The 16,756-nt window shown below is 66.6% G+C and carries 15 protein-coding genes and 1 pseudogene; 8 read left to right on the forward strand and 8 right to left on the reverse strand.

The window, feature by feature from the left end:
• Positions 1-198 (forward strand): annotated as a pseudogene (locus ACMGDM_RS20490) (aminotransferase class V-fold PLP-dependent enzyme); the annotation flags it as partial.
• 264 nt (positions 199-462) lie between these two features.
• On the opposite strand, the gene ACMGDM_RS20495 reads toward ACMGDM_RS20490, so the two are convergent.
• The 3 genes from ACMGDM_RS20495 to ACMGDM_RS20505 form a co-directional block, all read right to left on the reverse strand.
• Complete coding sequence (locus tag ACMGDM_RS20495) at positions 463-1,164, reverse strand: porin family protein (RefSeq protein WP_436805996.1); 702 nt, start codon at positions 1,162-1,164, stop codon at positions 463-465.
• Positions 1,134-2,159 (reverse strand): TonB-dependent receptor domain-containing protein, encoded by a 1,026-nt coding sequence (locus ACMGDM_RS20500; protein WP_436805997.1) that lies wholly within the window; start codon positions 2,157-2,159, stop codon positions 1,134-1,136. The genes ACMGDM_RS20495 and ACMGDM_RS20500 overlap by 31 nt, the downstream gene beginning before the upstream one ends.
• A gap of 444 nt (positions 2,160-2,603) precedes the next feature.
• Positions 2,604-2,978, reverse strand: coding sequence for an ATP-binding cassette domain-containing protein (locus ACMGDM_RS20505; RefSeq protein ID WP_436805998.1), 375 nt, complete (start codon positions 2,976-2,978; stop codon positions 2,604-2,606).
• A 147-nt stretch (positions 2,979-3,125) separates the two neighbouring features.
• Between ACMGDM_RS20505 and ACMGDM_RS20510 the strand changes: the two genes are divergently transcribed.
• From ACMGDM_RS20510 to ACMGDM_RS20525, 4 genes are all read left to right on the forward strand, one after another.
• Positions 3,126-3,677, forward strand: a complete 552-nt coding sequence (locus tag ACMGDM_RS20510; protein WP_436805999.1) for an antibiotic biosynthesis monooxygenase — start codon at positions 3,126-3,128, stop codon at positions 3,675-3,677.
• Positions 3,678-3,915: 238 nt separating this feature from the next.
• Positions 3,916-4,941, forward strand: a complete 1,026-nt coding sequence (locus ACMGDM_RS20515) for a PQQ-dependent sugar dehydrogenase (RefSeq protein WP_436806000.1) — start codon at positions 3,916-3,918, stop codon at positions 4,939-4,941.
• Positions 4,941-5,606, forward strand: coding sequence for a YbhB/YbcL family Raf kinase inhibitor-like protein (locus ACMGDM_RS20520; protein ID WP_436806001.1), 666 nt, complete (start codon positions 4,941-4,943; stop codon positions 5,604-5,606). The genes ACMGDM_RS20515 and ACMGDM_RS20520 overlap by 1 nt, the downstream gene beginning before the upstream one ends.
• A 271-nt stretch (positions 5,607-5,877) precedes the next feature.
• Complete coding sequence (locus ACMGDM_RS20525) at positions 5,878-8,790, forward strand: PAS domain-containing protein (RefSeq protein WP_436806002.1); 2,913 nt, start codon at positions 5,878-5,880, stop codon at positions 8,788-8,790.
• Between the two features lie 211 nt (positions 8,791-9,001).
• On the opposite strand, the gene ACMGDM_RS20530 is transcribed toward ACMGDM_RS20525, so the two are convergent.
• Together ACMGDM_RS20530 and ACMGDM_RS20535 are read right to left on the reverse strand one after the other, a co-directional pair.
• Entirely contained in the window at positions 9,002-9,421 is a 420-nt protein-coding gene (locus tag ACMGDM_RS20530) for a GFA family protein (protein ID WP_436806003.1), read from the reverse strand.
• A 165-nt stretch (positions 9,422-9,586) separates the two neighbouring features.
• Positions 9,587-10,636 (reverse strand): single-stranded-DNA-specific exonuclease RecJ, encoded by a 1,050-nt coding sequence (locus tag ACMGDM_RS20535; protein WP_436806004.1) that lies wholly within the window; start codon positions 10,634-10,636, stop codon positions 9,587-9,589.
• Between the two features lie 370 nt (positions 10,637-11,006).
• Here ACMGDM_RS20535 and ACMGDM_RS20540 point away from each other — a divergent pair, with 370 nt between their 5' ends.
• Positions 11,007-12,044 (forward strand): DUF3616 domain-containing protein, encoded by a 1,038-nt coding sequence (locus ACMGDM_RS20540; protein ID WP_436806005.1) that lies wholly within the window; start codon positions 11,007-11,009, stop codon positions 12,042-12,044.
• Positions 12,045-12,096: 52 nt separating this feature from the next.
• On the opposite strand, the gene ACMGDM_RS20545 is transcribed toward ACMGDM_RS20540, so the two are convergent.
• Complete coding sequence (locus ACMGDM_RS20545) at positions 12,097-12,339, reverse strand: hypothetical protein (protein ID WP_436806006.1); 243 nt, start codon at positions 12,337-12,339, stop codon at positions 12,097-12,099.
• A gap of 57 nt (positions 12,340-12,396) precedes the next feature.
• Here ACMGDM_RS20545 and ACMGDM_RS20550 point away from each other — a divergent pair, with 57 nt between their 5' ends.
• Positions 12,397-12,816, forward strand: a complete 420-nt coding sequence (locus ACMGDM_RS20550) for a hypothetical protein (protein ID WP_436806007.1) — start codon at positions 12,397-12,399, stop codon at positions 12,814-12,816.
• Between the two features lie 201 nt (positions 12,817-13,017).
• Here the strand turns inward: ACMGDM_RS20550 and ACMGDM_RS20555 are convergent, their stop codons facing one another.
• Complete coding sequence (locus ACMGDM_RS20555; RefSeq protein ID WP_436806008.1) at positions 13,018-14,013, reverse strand: MBL fold metallo-hydrolase; 996 nt, start codon at positions 14,011-14,013, stop codon at positions 13,018-13,020.
• A 49-nt stretch (positions 14,014-14,062) separates the two neighbouring features.
• Positions 14,063-15,109 carry a serine hydrolase domain-containing protein gene (locus ACMGDM_RS20560; RefSeq protein ID WP_436806009.1) on the reverse strand — a complete coding sequence of 349 codons (1,047 nt, stop codon included), beginning with the start codon at positions 15,107-15,109 and terminating at the stop codon, positions 14,063-14,065.
• Between the two features lie 185 nt (positions 15,110-15,294).
• Between ACMGDM_RS20560 and ACMGDM_RS20565 the strand changes: the two genes are divergently transcribed.
• Positions 15,295-16,521 (forward strand): Gfo/Idh/MocA family protein, encoded by a 1,227-nt coding sequence (locus ACMGDM_RS20565; protein WP_436806010.1) that lies wholly within the window; start codon positions 15,295-15,297, stop codon positions 16,519-16,521.
• The last annotated feature ends 235 nt before the right edge of the window (positions 16,522-16,756 follow it).

Genomic DNA, 16,756 nt, shown 5'->3' on the forward strand with positions numbered 1-16,756 from the left:
CGGCTGCGCGGCGTTGTCGACACGCAGGGCAACAGGGCGGTGGCGGCCAGACTGCTCGATCGTCACCGCATCTTCACCGTCCATCGCGACGGCCCCGCGGGGGGCGCCTGCGTCCGGGTCACGCCCGCGCTCTTCACCCGGGCGTCCGACGTCGACGCGCTCGCCGCCGCGCTCGCGGAGGTCGCTCGGAGGACGTAATCGCGGTGGTCGCGCCCGCATCGGGGCGCCGCGACGGGCGCGCTGGGCACTGTGCGCGCGGCGGCGGCGCACCAGCAACGGGAGCGGCCGAGGCCGCCGAACAGCCGGTCCTCGCCAGCACGATTATTCGCTCATGTCGAGCAGTCCGCTCTGTCCAGCCTTCGTGCTAAACAGACTGGAACGCCGGCTCCTACGCGAACCGGCCGGGCAAGCCGCCGGTCAAGACCAACAACGTCGGCGCGAAAGCGAGGAAGCGAGGATGGGCTACGCCCCGAACCGCACCTTCGCGCCGGCGTATAGATACCGTCCCAGCGACGAGATCGGCTGATCGACCGAGTCGACCGATGGCCGTTGGTTCGCCAGATTGTTGACGCCGACGTAGAAACCGACGCCCTCGTCCGGCGCCGCCTGCACCTGCACATCGTGCTGCCACAGCTCCTTGTAGCGCAGCAGCGATGCGGGCGCATAGTCGGGGTTGTTGTCGCTGGTCAGCTTGGGAAAGCGCCGCGTCGCATCGAACCAGCGCAGATTGTAGCTCAGCGTCACCGCGCCCAGCGACCAGGTCGGCGAGAAGACGAAATTATACTTGGGGCGGTTGAACTGGTCGACCTGATCCTCGACCTGCGCGCCGGGCGTCGCGATCTGCTCGAGCTTGTTGAGATAGCCGCCGACGAAGCGAATATCGAACGTCCCCGCCGAGGCGGTACGCAGCACGTAGCTGATATTAAGGTCGAGTCCGGCGGTGGCGTAGCGCGCCACGTTCTGCGGCTGCACCGTATAGCCGTTGATATAGCCGGTGCCCTGCCGGCGCCGGATCGCGGCGCAATAAACGTTGTCGAGCGTCGGCTGGTCGACGCAGAGATTGGCGATCGTATTGGCATCGGCGATGCTGATCGCGTCGTTCAGGCGGATGTCATACCAGTCGGCCGAGATCGTCAGCCCCGGCAGGAAGCGCGGGCGCAGCACCGTGCCTGCGGTCCAGGTGCGCGCGGCCCCTCCTTCAGCCCCGGGTTGCCGCTGCGCGAGCCATTGATCAGCACCGCGGCGTCGGGGTTGTTCGTCGCGGTGAAGGCCGCCGGATCGGCGCCGAGCCCGCTGATCAAGGTCGCGCAATTGGCCGCACGGCTCGACGTCCCGGCGTTGCGGTTCTCGACGTAGCACGGGTCGGCGAAGAAGTTGGTCGCCGGCCCGACCCGCGCGAACAGCTCGCCGATGTTGGGCGCGCGCACCGCCTGGCTGTAGCTGCCGCGGAAGCTGATGTGGCGCACCGGCGCCCAGACGCCGTTGAACTGATAGGCCTTGGTGCTGCCGATCGTGGAATAGTCGGAGTAGCGCCCCGCGCCGCCGACCGACAGCGTTTTGAAGAAGGGTTGGTCGCGCAGCAGCGGCACGTCGACCTCGCCGAGCACCTCCCACACATCGAAGGCGCCGCGCGCGGGCGAGATCACGAAGCTGGGGTCGAACTTGTTGCCCTCGTCATATTGGTACCATTGCTCGCCGGTGAGGAAGCTGTTGGGATCGAAGCGGCTGGTCTCGCAGCGATACTCGCCGCGGAGCGAGAACTTCACCGGCCCGCCCGGCAGCGCGAACAAAGCGCCGAAGTCGCCCGTGAGCGCCGCGCTTGCGACCGACTGGGTGACACGCGCGCTGCTGACATTGTTGTTGGTGGCCCAGGCCAGCGCCGCCGGATCGGTGACGTTGACCCCGAAAGTTTTGATCCGAAGATAGCCGCTGTTCGGCCCCGGCGTGAAGCTGACTGTCGGCACTTGCACCGCGGCGAGGTTGAGGTTGGAGCGACAGGTCGCGCGGCCGGTCGCGAGATCGGTCACTACGTCGAGCGCGGCGTAGTAACGGTCCTCCCAGCGGTCGTTGATCTTGGTGATCCGCACGTCGGTCTGGCCGTACGTATAGGACACGTCGTAGCGCGCATGGTCGCTCACCGCGCCGGTCGCCGCGATCACCCCGCGCCAGGTGCGCCGGCGGTCGCTCTCGCCCAGACGGGTAATCAGTGTTGTTGCGGTTGGACGAGATCACGCGCTGCGCGTTGGCCAGCGCGGCGTCGCGCAGGTTGATCGGCAGGTAGGGGTGATCGAGCGTGAAGTCGCCGGTGTAATTGCCGGTGAAGCCGCCGAAGGTCGTGGCGGTCGACTGGACGAACTTGCCCTCCAGGCTGAGCTGGAACGCGTCCGAGAAATCGTAGTGCGTCAGCAGGTTGACCGCGTGGCGCTCGGTCTTGGGCAGCAGGTCGCCGACATAGCCCGCGACCGAGGTGGCGCTGCCGCCGCTGGCGAAGCCGCCCCCCGCGTCGGTACCGGGGTCGTAGAGCGAGCCGTCGCCGTTGTAGAGCGTGCCGCCGATGTCAATCACGCCCGCGGGCGAGCCGCCGGGGTAACGCAGATCGCCCGTCAGTACCTGCTGATATGTCCCCGAGCCTGGCCCGCGTAGGCGGGGTTCGATACCGTGTAGAGCCGGTTCTGGGGGCGCAGGAAGGAGCGGTCCTCGTTCTGGATAAGGTGCGGATAGAGCGCGTAGGACTGAAAGACCATTGCCAGCTCACGATCAGCCGGTGCGGCATCGGTGACGTCGCGCCCGCCAATAAAAACGCGGCCGGCGCTCGGCTCTTCCAGCCCGGCGATGAGGCGGAGCAGCGTCGACTTGCCGCAGCCCGACGGGCTGACAATCACCACGAACTCGCCGTCGGCGATGTGGAGATCGGTGGGTCGGAGCACGTCGCTGGCGCCGAAGCGCTTCGCTAGCCCCTCAATGTCGACGCTGGCCACGGGTGCGACTGTTGCTGGTTAACGGTGCCGTGACAAGGGGCGGTCTGAGGTCGGATTCGGCGGCCTGCCCTGGCCAAACGGGGAAAGCGGAGGAATGTGCGTGCGGCGTCGGGCAACGTAAGGTCGGCCTCGCATGTTCGTGCCCTCATGCCAGTCGACCCCGACCAAACCGCTACGATCATCACCAGCCGCGCCATCCGGGCCGGACACGAGCAGGAGTTCGAAGAATGGGTGGGGGAGCTGGATCGGCTTGTTCGATCGGCGCCGGGATATCGCGCGTCAATCCGGCTTGGTCAGACCACGGGCTTTCAGCATCTGCTCTTTCGGTTCGACGATCGGGACGCTGCTGAGGCATGGAATGACGATCCGGATGTACGCGCGCATGCCGCCATCGCGGACCGTTTCTCCACGTCGCTCGGCCAGATCCAGGCCGGCGACGGTGTCAGGTTCGATTTGCCGAGCGATGCGAGTGCCAGTAAGTGGAAGCGGTTCGTGACGACATGGTTGGCGGTGTTCCCCGTGCTGCTCGTCATCAGCCTGATTGTCCGTACGGCGTTGCGGGAAGCATCGCTGCCGCTGCAACTTTTGCCCTCCTCCTTGCTGCTCACCGCGATATTGCAATGGATCATCCTACCGCGACTACAGCGATATACCCGCTTCTGGTTGCTAAGAGACGGCTCTGGTCATTTACAGAAGTGAGTTCAAGCGCGACCCAAGTCCTCGAGCGGTCAAACAGCGACATTTGGACCGAGAACAGGCGCTCAATCATCATAGTGTCCGACCTCGCCCCGTGCGCCCGTTGATGCCACTCGCGCATTAGAGTCCCGAAACAAGGGGATGACATGACATGAACGTTGCACCGCTCGCTTCCGCGCTCCTCCTCGTCGCCGCGCCCGCCGTCGCGCAGAGTAGCCCGGAGGACAGCGACAAGCGGCCGGTGCAGGCGCACTTCTACGAGCTGACGCCGCTCAAGCCGGACGCCGGCTTCGCTGCCTCGCTGAAGCTGCCGCGCGGCTACCATATTGCCACCTGGGCGAGCGGCCTGGGCAATACGCGCGTCATGGCCGCGGCGCTGGACGGCTCGGTGTACGTGAGCCGGCGCTCGGAAGCGGACATCGTCCGCCTGGAGGACGCCGATCGGGATGGACGGGCGGATGGTCCACCGACTGTCATCGTCAACCGTCCCGGGCTGCACGGGCTGACGATACACGACGGCATGCTCTACTTCATGACCGCCAAGGAGGTGTTCCGCGCGCCGCTTCGGTCCGATGGCGGCATCGGCACCGTCGAGACGCTGATCGACGATCTGCCCGACGCGGGCCAGCACCTGAACCGCACACTGGCGGTTGGCCCCGACAACATGCTGTACATCAGTGCAGGCTCGACCTGTAATGCCTGCGACGAGTCCAGCCAGGAGAATGCGACGCTGATCCGCGCGAGCCTTGACGGCAAGACGCGGCGGGTGTGGGCATCGGGGCTGCGCAATACGATCGGCTTCGGCTGGCACCCCCGGACCGGCGAGCTGTGGGGCTGGGATCAGGGTATCGACTGGCTCGGCAATTACCTTCAGCGCGAGGAGGTCAACAAGATCGAACGCGGTAAGCGCTATGGCTGGCCCTACGTGTTCGAAGACGGCAAGCGGAACCCGCAGGACGAGCCGCCCGGTGGGCTCACCGCCGCGCAATGGGCCGCGGCATCGGCCAATCCGGTGCTGATGCACGTCGCGCACTCGGCGGGCATGCAGATGGCCTTCCATCCGGGCGGCGGCTTCGGGCCGGGCGTCGCCGGCGACGCCTTCGTGGCGCTGCGCGGCAGCTGGAACCGCAAGCCTGCCTCAGGCTACGAGCTGGCACGCATCCGCTTCGACGCGAGCGGCCAGGCGGCCCGCGTCGAAACCTTCGTCAGCGGGTTCAAGACCCGGGACGGCACGGGCCAATACGGCCGCCCGTGCGGCGTAGCGTGATGCGCGACGGGTCGATGCTGCTTTCGGACGACGCCAATGGCGTGATCTACCGCATCACCTACGACGGCGCGACCGGGCAAGCCGCGCCGCTCGCCCCTCCCGCCGGCCCGATGCTGGAGCAGGCAGCCCGTGGCACTAACGTCCCGCTCGCCCTCACGCGTTCAGAGATGCGGGCAAGCGGTTCGGCACGACTGACCGTCGGCGCCACCGCCTTTGGTGCGAACGGGGCGATCCCGCGCCAGCATAGCGAATATGGCCTCGGCATCTCGCCGGCACTGAACTGGTCAGCGGTTCCCGGCGCCGCCTCTTACGCGGTCGTCGTCGAGGACCCGGACGGCTCGGCCAAGCCGGTCGTTCACTGGATCGCCTGGAACGTCCCCGCGGGCACCACCCGCCTGCCCGATGGTCTGCAGGAGCGCGATCGCCTCAGCGGCGGACCACTCGAGGGCATCATGCAGGGCGCGAGCGGGCGCGGTACCGTCGGCTGGTACGGCCCGCGCCCGCCCAGAGGCGACAAGCCGCATCATTATCACTTCCAGGTGCTCGCGCTCGACCGCCAGCTGGAACTGCCGCTTGGAGCGACGCGGGATCAGCTGCTCACCGCCGCGGCAGGGCACGTGCTCGCGACGGGCGACCTCGTCGGCACCTACGCCGAGCCAAAGTGAGCCGAGCCGCAGTTCTTCTCGCCCAGCGATGCAAGGGCGGCGGTTCGGCGTTCTCGGCTCTCAAGCTAAGCCGGGCGTGCGTAGCGGACTAATTCCGGTGCCTTTTCAAGGCGCCTTCTACACCATATGCCGAGGTTTAGGATATGGACCTGCGGCGCGGGAACCCCGCGCGCTGACGAGAAGATGACCTGCCTTTATGTCTTCGCGTGACGGCTCTGCTCAGTCGGGCACTCCCGAGTTCTTGATCGGCGGAGCCGAGATGGGTGCGCGCATGCGCGCGACCGACTGGGCGGCTACGCCACTTGGTGTTCCCTCGTCATGGCCCCAGCCGCTCAAAACGCTGGTGGGCGTGATGCTCGGCGCAAGTCAGCCGATGTTCGTCGCATGGGGTGAAGGGCGCTCGCTCCTCTACAACGCAGGCTATGCCGAGATCCTGGGCAACAAGCACCCGGCTGCGCTCGGGCGCGACTTCCTGGAGGTGTGGCACGAGATCCGCGCTGACCTTCTGCCGATCGTGAGCCAAGCCTATGCAGGTGAGCCGGTCCACATGGACGACATAGAGCTCATCATGGAGCGCAACGGCTACCCGGAGGAGACACACTTCGCGTTCTTCTACGCACCGGTGCGGGACGAAGACGGCTCTGTCGGCGGCCTCTACTGCGCCTGCACCGAGACCACGGCGCAGGTGCTGGCCGAACGCGCGCATCGCGCAACCGAGGCGGCGTTGCGCGCGAGTGAGGCGCGCCTTGCCTTCCTCGACCGCCTTGGCGCCGCAACGGCGCCGTTGGACGACGCCGACGCGGTGCTGGCGACCACCACGCGTCTGCTCGGCGAGCACCTCAACCTCTCCGTTTGCGCCTACGCCGACATGGACGAGGACCAGAACGGTTTTTCCATCCGCGGCGACTGGGCAGCACCGGGCTCCAGGAGCATCGTCGGCCACTACAGCCTCGCCGATTTCGGCAAGCTCGCGGTCGAGAACCTGTCTGCCGGCCTGCCGCTTATCCTCAACGACAACCTGCGCGAGATCGCGCCCGACGAGGCAGCGACCTTTCAGAACATCGGGATCGCGGCGACCATCTGCATGCCGCTCGTCAAGAACGGCCGCCTGACCGCGCTCATGGCGATCCACGACCGCACGCCTCGGGTCTGGACGGAGGCGGAGCTCTCTCTGCTCCGGGAGGTCACGGAGCGCTCCTGGGCGCACGTCGAGCGCGTTGGCACCGTTGCATCGCTGCGCGAGAGCGAGGCGCGCTTCCGGCTCACGGCAGATGCCGTGCCGCAGATCGTGTGGATCACCGACGCGGAGGGCCGGACGGAGTTCTTCAACAAGCAATGGAGCGACTACACCGGCATTCCTTATGAGCCGACCACCGCCACCGCTGTGGCGGCGAACCACGTCCACCCGGAGGATGCCGAGGCTACGATGGCCGCCTTCGAGGAGGCGCGACGAACCGGGACGACGTTCCTCGTCGAACACCGCATTCGATCGAAGGCGGGCCATCATCGCTGGTTCCTCGTGCGCGGCGAGCCCTTCCGGGACCCGCGAACGGGCGAAATCGTGCGCTGGTTCGGGGCCTCGGTCGACATACACGATCGCAAGCTTGCCGAGGCACGACTTCGTGAGATGAACGCCACACTTGAGGCGCGTGTGGCTGACGCGCTGGCTGAACACCGGGTGCTCGCCGACGTCATCGACGGAACCGACATCTTCGTTCAGGTGGTGGATCGCGAATATAACTGGCTCGCGATCAACCGGGCTGCGGCCCAGGAGTTCGCACGCATCTTCGGCGTGCGCCGCCCGAAAGCTGGCGACAACATGCTTGCGATGCTCGAAAATCGACCCGACGCCAGGCGCGCGATCGAGGCGGTGTGGTCGCGCGCGCTCGGCGGGGAAGAGTTTGTCGCGGTCGATGAGTTCGGCGATCCGTCGCTGCACCGGCGCTACTACGAAATGCGGTTCCGCACGCTTCGCGACAGCGTGGGCCGAGCGGTTGGTGCCTACCAGTTCGTGTCGGACGTGACCGACCGGCTACGCGAGCAGAACACCCTCAAGGAGGCGCAGGAGGCGCTCAGGCAGAGTCAGAAGATGGAGGCGATGGGCCAGCTGACAGGCGGGGTCGCGCACGACTTCAACAACCTGCTCACACCGATCATTGGCTCGCTCGACCTTCTTCACCGCAAGGGCATTGGAGGCGAGCGCGAGCGCCGGTTGGTTGACGGCGCGCTTCAGTCGGCGGAGCGTGCCAAGACGCTGGTGCAGCGCCTCTTGGCATTTGCACGGCGTCAGCCGTTGCAGCCGATGGCGGTCGACCTCGGCAAGCTCATCGCCGGCATGGCCAACCTGATCGCTAGCACGTCGGGTCCGCAGGTGAAGCTGCTGGTCGACACCGCACCCGACCTACCGGCGGCGATGGCCGACCCGCACCAGCTCGAGATGGCGATTCTGAACCTCGCCGTGAACGCCCGCGACGCCATGCCCGACGGAGGCACGCTGACGATTGCGGCCAAGGCAGCCGTGGTCGGGACCAGCCAACGCGCGGAGGTGCCGCCCGGTCGCTACGTGCGCCTGTCTGTGGCCGACACCGGCACCGGCATGGACGCCGACACGCTGCGCCGCGCGGTCGAGCCGTTCTTCAGCACCAAGGGTGTCGGCAAGGGTACCGGCCTGGGGCTCTCGATGGTGCACGGTTTGGCCGCCCAGCTCGGCGGCGCGCTCGACATCACGAGCAAGCCGGGGCTCGGGACCTGCATCGAATTGTGGCTGCCGGCAAGCGCCGGGGTCGCGGTGCAGTTCGGGCAGGAGGAGAAGACGATCGAGGGGCCGGCGGCCGCTGGCACCGCGCTGCTCGTCGACGACGAGGATTTGGTGCGCGTCTCGACCGCCGACATGCTGGCGGACCTCGGCTATTCAGTCGTCGAGGTTGGCTCGGCTGAGGAGGCGCTTCGCCTGCTCGAGGACGGACAGCGCTTTGACATTTTGGTGACCGATCACCTCATGCCGGGCATGACAGGCACCGAGCTCGCCCGCCGAGTGCGGGAGCATCATGCCAAGGCGCCCGTGCTGGTGGTGTCGGGCTATGCCGAGGTAGAGGGCATCGCGCCCGACCTGCCGCGGCTGACGAAGCCGTTCCGGCAGGCCGACCTCGCCGCCAAGCTGTCGGAGATCAACGGCGTCACCTGAACATCGATCGTGCGACGCGACATGGTCACCTAGGAAACGCCAGTCAGTCACTTCGGGCGACCTCCAGTGCAAGGCCGATCACGAGCAGAAGCCCATCGCCGATCGACCTTGCCGAGCCGCCGAGCACCTGTACCGCCGCGTGGTTCTTGGAAGGCGCGCAGGCGGATCGCGCGGCACGTCGCTTGCTCGGAGGATCGGACAAGACCTTCGGCTAGGGATGAGGCAGCCCGCGAGTGTCCGGCCGCCAGCCATCGAAACGGGGCAGCGTGTCGCCGGGCTCGTTCCAGCTGATATGATCCGCGAAAAAGATGTGAAAGCCTGGCGTCACAACGCCCGGTTCATCGAGCGTTGCGGCGGCGATATCGATCTCTTCGGCCTGAAAATCGACCTGGATGGTCAGGAGAGTACCGCATTCGCCGCAGAACTGACGGTGCCCGAAGGAGGTCGTTGCGACACGGCGGAGCGAAGCGCTGCCCTGCTCTAAGACGAAACTATTTACGGGCACCGTGGTGAAAACCACAGCGGGAGCGCCAGACGTCCGCTGGCAGATGCGGCAATGACACCAGCCAGTGTCATACGGGTTGCTTAAAAGCGCGTAGCGAACGACACCACAGAAGCACCCGCCCTTCATATCAGCTCTCCTGACTACGCGACGGCACCCGCGATCCGCTCGATGACGCAAGGCGACACTGCTGCCGGAATCGACGATCGCGCAGCGGTTTGCGCCCGACTGTGCCGGAGCAACGAGGTGCGCCCTCGCGGCTGCTCGACCGGACAGGGCAAGAAACCATCGAAATCAGAAACCCAGAGCCGCCGCAAAGTCGCTCCACACCTCGGCTGGAAGAGCGCCGCCGGTGGCCTGGAGATGGCCGTTGCCGTACCGGGACCCCGCGCCGCTTGGCCGATGTTGTGCCAGAAATGCCAGGAGATCGCGTCCACTTGTTGAACGCACCGCGAAGTGCACCCAACCCGGCCGGTAGCCGTGATTGGCCGCTATCACGACCTTGTCCCTGAACCGTGCTCGCCACTGCTGAGCAATCAACGGATGGATCTGGCACGGCGAGTTCAGCGAGATGAGTGCCACCTCGCCACGAACCTGAGGCGCCGACCGCCTGCCCTCCTCGACCGCGGCTCGTACCTCTGCCTTCGCCTCGACCAACCGGCGCGCTTCTGGTGAACCGCCCTTCGTGATCGCCTTCGGACCGTCAGCTTCCAACAGGAGCTTCAGCGCCGGAGAGGGGTCGGCCGCCGCCGTGCGCCGGGGCGCGTTCACGAGCGACGTCGCGTCCCGCAGCGCGGTCTTGCCCCACCGCGCCTGCGCCTCCGCCAATTCCGGAAAAGCGTGCTCGTCCGCCATGTCACCGATCAGACCGAGAGCGGCCAACCACTGTAGGTCCGCGACGTCGCCGAGCGCATGAGCTGCCCACCAGGCGATCAACGCACTCGTGGGCTCCGGCACGAGGCCATGACCGCTCAACGTGACGGCACCCTCGGGCAGGCCGGTAGGCTTGTGATGGTCGATGACGAGCGTCGGCAGGTCCGACGCAACAGGCTCCGCCGCCGTACCCAGGTCTGCCACGATGAGGCCGACGGGCTTGAGGGACCCTATTCTCAAGCCGACGCTCTCATCCCAGATCGTTTCCGTTTTTCCGATGATCAAAGGCGTGGCGGCCCGTCCCGCGGACGTCAGCGCGCGGATCAGGATTGCGGCTGCGGACAAGCCGTCGGCATCGAAGTGCGATAGCACTACGATCCGGCCGGCCAGATCGCATCGATCGACAAACTGCCGCATGCCGTCCGACGCGGCGCCGCGCGGACTAGCGCCAACATCGAGCAGACCCACCATTCGCTTTCAACCGATGGCGGCACCATCGGTTCACGAGCCTCCCGAACCACATCATCGACGTCAAGCGTTCGGCTGCGGCTTCGACAAGTTGGCGCTGATGAGCGCGCGTCGTTAGCGGTTTCAGGACCGTTCGTCGTGCGACTCATTAGACACGGTGCTGACCTGAGATGAACGCCCACAACGGAAGGCCCAGCCTGTTCACGGCCGAGACCCGCAAGCGGACGTCGGTTCATCTCGTCCGAAGGACAGTTTTAGGCCATAAGGGAGATGCGCTCGCCGCAACCCTTTTTGAAAGCCATTGATGCCGGTATCTCCTTTCCTGCGCTCGCCTTGGCCTCCCACGACCGTGCCCGCGGGGGAGGAACTTCTGGTGCTGGATGCCGATTGCGGCGGAGCAGACGATCCGACGCTCGACCTGTCGGCCGCCGCACGGCACGGGAACACGTTGTTTCTTGGAAGCGACGAGGGTGTCTGTCTCGAGCGGTTGATCCGCGGCTCGGCAGCATGGGCAGGCCATAAGCGCTTTCCGCTTGACGCCATCTTGGATCTCGATGCGTCCGGAGAGGCCGACATCGAAGGGTTGACCGAAGATGATGGCTGGCTCTGGGTGCTTGGCTCGCACGCGAGAACGCGGCCGAAGATCGGCAAATCAGGCGACGATCGGATCGACCTTTCCGCCTTCGCGAGCCTGAAGGACACGCGCCCTCGCTGCCTGCTCGCGCGTGTGCCGCTGGCCGCGGACCCGGACACAGCTGACACGATGCGGCCAGTGCGGCTCGACGGGCAGCGCCGGGCAGGCATGGTGCGCCAGACCAAGCACGGCAACCGCCTGGCGCAAATGATGAAGGCTAGTCCTCTCCTCAAGCCGTTCACTCGGCTTGCTGCCAAAGAGGGCGGGGTCGATCTGGAAGGGATCGCGGTTGCTGGAACTAGGGTAGCGATCGGCATGCGCGGGCCGGTGATCCAAACTCACGCGGTGCTGCTGGAGGTGGAAATCACCGCCAAGCGTTCGGGCCGCCTGACCGTCGCCGGCCCGCTCTACAAGCGGCTACTCGAACTGGACGGATTGGGTATTCGCGACCTGAAGCGCGCTGGCGCGGATCTCTTGATCCTTGCAGGGCCGACGACCGGGCTTGATGGACCATGCGCCATTTATCGCTGGACCAACTGGCTCGGCGATCCGCCCCGGGACGATACCGTGGTGCGGCGGCACCGGCCGGAACGGATCATCGATCTGCCCTTTGGTCGTGGCGACGACCATCCCGAAGGGCTGGTGTTGTTGAACGATCCCGACGGCAAGGGCGATCTGCTGGTGATTTGCGACAGTCCCGCCGCAAACCGCCTGGATCCCGCTGCGCGCAGCGTGCGATGCGATCGGTTCCACCTGCCGGGCCATCAGCAGGGCTAGGAAAAGCGGCCCAAAGCTCCACTCGCGCAGCGCCGCGTGAGCCGGCAATTTGTCACTTGCGCCGCTGAAAGCTCGTCACGAAAGCGCACGCCTGACCGAACATGATAGCGTTGGGTTGCCCCCGGTCGGCGAAGCTGTGGGAGGGCGGATCGCCGGCGACGTCTTCGAAAAGCAACGTCACGCCTATGAGCATGCGCGCCAGCGCCTCGGCAAACGGCTTGATGGGATGGGGTCGTCGCCCGTCAACTGATCGCTCGTGTTCCGCGCCCGATCGGTTGTGTGCGAACCGATGCAACCTTCTCCTGGATCGAGCCTTCCCTTACCAGCTGGCATCAACGCACGAGGGTAGGCCATGTCTCTCAAGTCCGTCGTCGACACCATGGTGGGCGCCACCACGATTGATCCAGAGTCGGCGAGGTCCGCGCTGCTGGAAAAACTTCGCCAGGCGCGCACCGCCTTTGACATGAAGCAGTCCGCGCAGGCCGGCGGACATTGGCTTGCCCTCGACGACAACGGGCGGGTGGCCTTCTCGCCCACCCGGCCAGACGGCCAGCCGCTGGTGATCAACGGTCAGTCTGTCACCTTCTGGCAGCGAGAGCAGGTTCCTGCCCTCCTCCACGCCTTCGAGGCTGCGGTGACCCGTGGCGACCTTGATCCGCAGCTCACCGGTCCTACGCCCGCAGGGCACTCATTGCCGCTCGACCAACTCGCAACCGAGGACGACGCGGGCGGTCGCCCGTTGAGCGAGAAGAGCGACACGCACGATCGGTGATCCAAAAACCCTCGTTCGACATGATCTACCCGCCTGCCGCTGAGTGCCCACCGTTGCGCAGGGCCTGCCGGTAGACGATCCGCCGTTGTGAGGAGAGGATGATGGGCATGGTGGTTTTCACGCGATGGTTCTAGTGCCGGGCCGCTTCTCGGCCGGCAGCATCGCGTGGGGCAACCCCCGCGCCACGTCGTACATCTCGCTTCAGCGATCGTTGACGTCCGCGATATCGTACACTTCTCCGGGCTCGGCCGCGACGAAACGCCGAGGCGGTATACCGGCGGTCGACAGCGCGTTGGCGAGCGCGAGCCGGGGCGCCTCGCGTGCCTCGTCGGTCAGCCGAAACGTACCCCAGTGAATGCCGAGCGCCTGCTTCGCGCGAACGTCAAGGAAGATGCGGACGGCGCCGTCCGGATCGACGTGCTGCGCCGCCATGAACCAGCGCGGCTCATAGGCGCCGATCGGGATGAGCGCGACATCGGGTTCCGGCAGACGCGCGCCGATGTCGCCGAAGATCTTGCCGTCCCCGAAGCCGGTGTCGCCGGTGAACCAGATCGTGCCGGCGGGTGTCGTCAGGTAGTGGCCCGCCCACAGCGCCATGCGAACGTCCGACGGCCAGCGATTGGCCCAATGGTAGGCCGGTGTGAGCGTCGTGGTCACGCCACCGCCCAGCGCCAAGCTGTCCCACCAATCACCCGTGACACAGCGGGCGTTCGGGATCGCGCCGCGCACGATCGCGTCGTTGCCGAGCGGCATCACCATCACCGGCGCATACGCCGCGTGGAGCCGGCGCAGCGTCGTCACGTCCAGATGGTCATAGTGGCAGTGGCTGATCAGCACCGCGTCAATCGGCGGGAGATCCTCAAAGGCGATCCCGGGCCTGGTCACGCGCTTCGGCCCCACCCATGCGAAAGGACTGGCACGGTCCGACCAAACGGGATCGGTCAGGAGGTTGATCCGGGCCGCCTGGATCAGCAGCGAAGCATGTCCCACCATGGTGACGCGCATTCCCTGGACACACGTGTCCGGAACGATCTGGGTAACCGGCACGACGGTCGGCCATGGCTGCGCCGACCCGCCAAGTTTCCACCGCAGCATGTCCCGCAACCCGCGATCGGTGGTCGCCTGACCAGGGTTGAAGAAGCGGACGCCGTCGAAGTGATCGCTCGACGGGCCTGAATAGTAAGGGTTCTTCGTCACTCGCTCGCGGATAAGCGGTCCGCTTCGCCCGTGAAAGTCCGTCGTCTGCCTAGCCGCCGCGTTCGGCGGCGGGGACGATGCCGTCGGCGACCAGCCGATGGAGCGAGTCGATGTGGCGCGTGTCACGGGTCCCGTCGGGATCCGAGGTCATCACGATGGTCAGGCGTAGATCGGGAACGACATAGACCATCTGCCCGCCATAGCCCCAGGCGAACCGCACAGGATGCCCGCGCATGTCGGTAAGGAACCAGCCGAAACCGTAGGCCTGCCCGCTCCAGGGGGACACGGTGCGCGGCGTCCAGCTCTGCTCGATCCATTCCGCCGACACGATGCGGCGGCCGTCGATCTCGCCGCCGCGGCGGTACAGCTCGCCGAAACGGGCGAGCGCCCGCGGGGACAAGCGCATCTCGTTCCCGCCAAAGTACACGCCCTGCGGGTCCGCCGGCCAGGGCGGGATCGTGATGCCGAGCGGCTCGCCAAGCCAGGCACGGGCGTTCGCCAGCGTGCTGCGGCCCGTCGCCCGCGTAAGCGCCGCTGAGAGCAGGTGAGTCGAGCCGGTAGAGTACAGCATGTCGGTGCCGGGATCGGCGACGAAGGGACGCGACAGGGCATAGCGCACCCAATTTCCGCTCGAGACCCAGCGACCGTAGTTCTCGCCCGAAGTCCTCTCGAGCCCCGCCTGCATCGAGAGCAGGTTGCCCACGGTCACGCGGGCGAGCCGCGGATCGGGCTCGGGCGGCGCCTCGGCGCGCAGCAGCGGCAAGACCGGCTGATCGATGCCGGTGAGAACGCCGCGCGCGATGGCGATGCCGATCAGCGCCGACATCACGGACTTGGACGCCGATTTGATGTTAACCGGGCGGTCCAGCGACGGACCGTTGTGGAGGACGTGCGCGGCCATCGTCTCGCCGTCGCGCAGCACCAGCAGCGAACGAAGGCGCGGCAGGCGGCCCGCGGTCTCGGCGGCCGCGCGCATGGTCGCGGCGTCGACCCCGGTCGTTCGCGCCGCGACTGACGGCTGAGCAAAAGCGTTCGCTACGCTGGGCGCGCTGTCGCAGGCCGCGAGAAGCAGCAGGCACGGGAGGGCAATCTTCATGCCCGCGATGTCGGCACGCGGCGCGACGATGCAAGCCGCACCGAGTCCGTCGAATTGGCCTTTCCTAGCAGGAACGCCCTAGGCCGACGCGGCATCGTCATCGCACAGGCAGTAACGTCTGGCGCTTGCGCCGGGTCGGATGCATCATCCCGGACGCCCCGAACCGCCGTCACAGGAGATTGATGATGACCGGCACCGCCCTGGACCGTCGCGCCGTCATGAAAATCGGCGGCAAAGGTCTGACCGCCTCGCTCCTAGCGGGCACGGTCACGGAGCACGCGCTTGCCCAGACCAGCCCTCCGCCTCAGGCGACGGGTCAGAAGCTGCCGGAGGGAGCGCCGCTGACCTCCTCTGGCCGACGCGATCGACGGCCGGACAGTGTTGGCTTCGCTATAGTTGGACTCGGCAGCTACGCGCTCAACCAGATGATGCCGCGGTTCGCGTCGACCGACCGTGCGCATGTGGCCGCCATCGTCTCCGGTAATCCCGAGAAGCTGAGGCGTGTCGGCGACGCCTACGGTGTCGCGCCCGATGCGCGCTACAGCTACGAGGAGTTCGCGCGGATTGGCGCCGACCGGCGGGTGGATGCCGTATATGTGGCGCTGCCGACGGGATTGCATGCCGAATGGGTCATCCGCGCCTTCGCCGCCGGTAAGCACGTGCTCTGCGAGAAGCCGATGGCACTGTCGAGCGCGGACTGCGAGCGCATGATCGCTGCCGGTCGCCGCGCCGGTCGCAAGCTGATGGTCGCCTATCGTTCGCACTTCGAGCCGTACAATCTCGAGGCGATGAAGCTGATGAAGGAGCGCGCGGTGGGCGAAATACGGCTGGTCCGTACCGAACAATCCTATCGCATGGGGCCGGGCGATCCCGCCAGCAATTGGCGCACCAGCCGCGCCCTGGCAGGCGGCGGGCCGCTCGAGGATTATGGCATCTACGGCCTCCAATCTGCGCTCTATCTCACCGGTGAGATGCCCGAGCGCATTGCGGCAACCGCATTCCGCCCTGCCGGCGACCCGCGCTTCGCGGAGATCTACGCCCATGTCGCCTCGCAGTGGCGCTTCCCCTCAGGCGCGGTCGCTCAACTGGCAACCTCCTATGACTCGGCCAGCGTCAACTTCGCCGAGGTGCGCGGCACGGCGGGCGTGCTCACCATGGATCCGGCGACGAGCTACTCGGGCCAGACGATGCGACTGAAGGGGGCGCAGGATCGCACGCTGACGCCCGGCGACCCTCAGGTACAGTTCAGCGCGCAGCTGGACCATTTCGCATCGGCGATCCGCGACGGTACCGCGATCCGTACGCCCGGCGAGATGGGTCTGCGCGACCTCCGGCTGATCGAGGCGATCTATGCCGCCGCCCGCGACGGCCGCACCGTCAGGCTCGCGCCGGACGGCCGGATGCTTAGCTAGCGGCCAAGCGTCGCCGAAAGCGGCGCGACAATTTGCCCGGCGGGTGAAGATGGAACGAAGCCGAATCCGCAGCGGTCGCAAGGTCGGAGACCTCACCGTCTATGCCGCAAACGAAAACAGCCGACGTCGGGCTACCGACGAGGGCTGTTTTCGTAAGATTGGTTGCGGGGACAGGATTTGAACCTGTGACCTTCAGGTTATGAGCCTGACGAGCTACCGGGCTGCTCCACCCCGC

Source organism: Sphingomonas larreae (assembly GCF_051400595.1).
GTDB lineage: Bacteria > Pseudomonadota > Alphaproteobacteria > Sphingomonadales > Sphingomonadaceae > Sphingomonas.

Coding starts and splice junctions, on each gene's coding strand:
- ACMGDM_RS20510 (WP_436805999.1), top strand. CDS start 3,126: ATGCCAGTCGACCCCGACCAAACCGCTACGATCATCACCAGCCGCGCC.
- ACMGDM_RS20520 (WP_436806001.1), top strand. CDS start 4,941: ATGCGCGACGGGTCGATGCTGCTTTCGGACGACGCCAATGGCGTGATC.
- ACMGDM_RS20525 (WP_436806002.1), top strand. CDS start 5,878: ATGCGCGCGACCGACTGGGCGGCTACGCCACTTGGTGTTCCCTCGTCA.
- ACMGDM_RS20530 (WP_436806003.1), bottom strand. CDS start 9,421: ATGAAGGGCGGGTGCTTCTGTGGTGTCGTTCGCTACGCGCTTTTAAGC.
- ACMGDM_RS20535 (WP_436806004.1), bottom strand. CDS start 10,636: ATGGTGGGTCTGCTCGATGTTGGCGCTAGTCCGCGCGGCGCCGCGTCG.
- ACMGDM_RS20550 (WP_436806007.1), top strand. CDS start 12,397: ATGTCTCTCAAGTCCGTCGTCGACACCATGGTGGGCGCCACCACGATT.
- ACMGDM_RS20560 (WP_436806009.1), bottom strand. CDS start 15,109: ATGAAGATTGCCCTCCCGTGCCTGCTGCTTCTCGCGGCCTGCGACAGC.
- ACMGDM_RS20565 (WP_436806010.1), top strand. CDS start 15,295: ATGACCGGCACCGCCCTGGACCGTCGCGCCGTCATGAAAATCGGCGGC.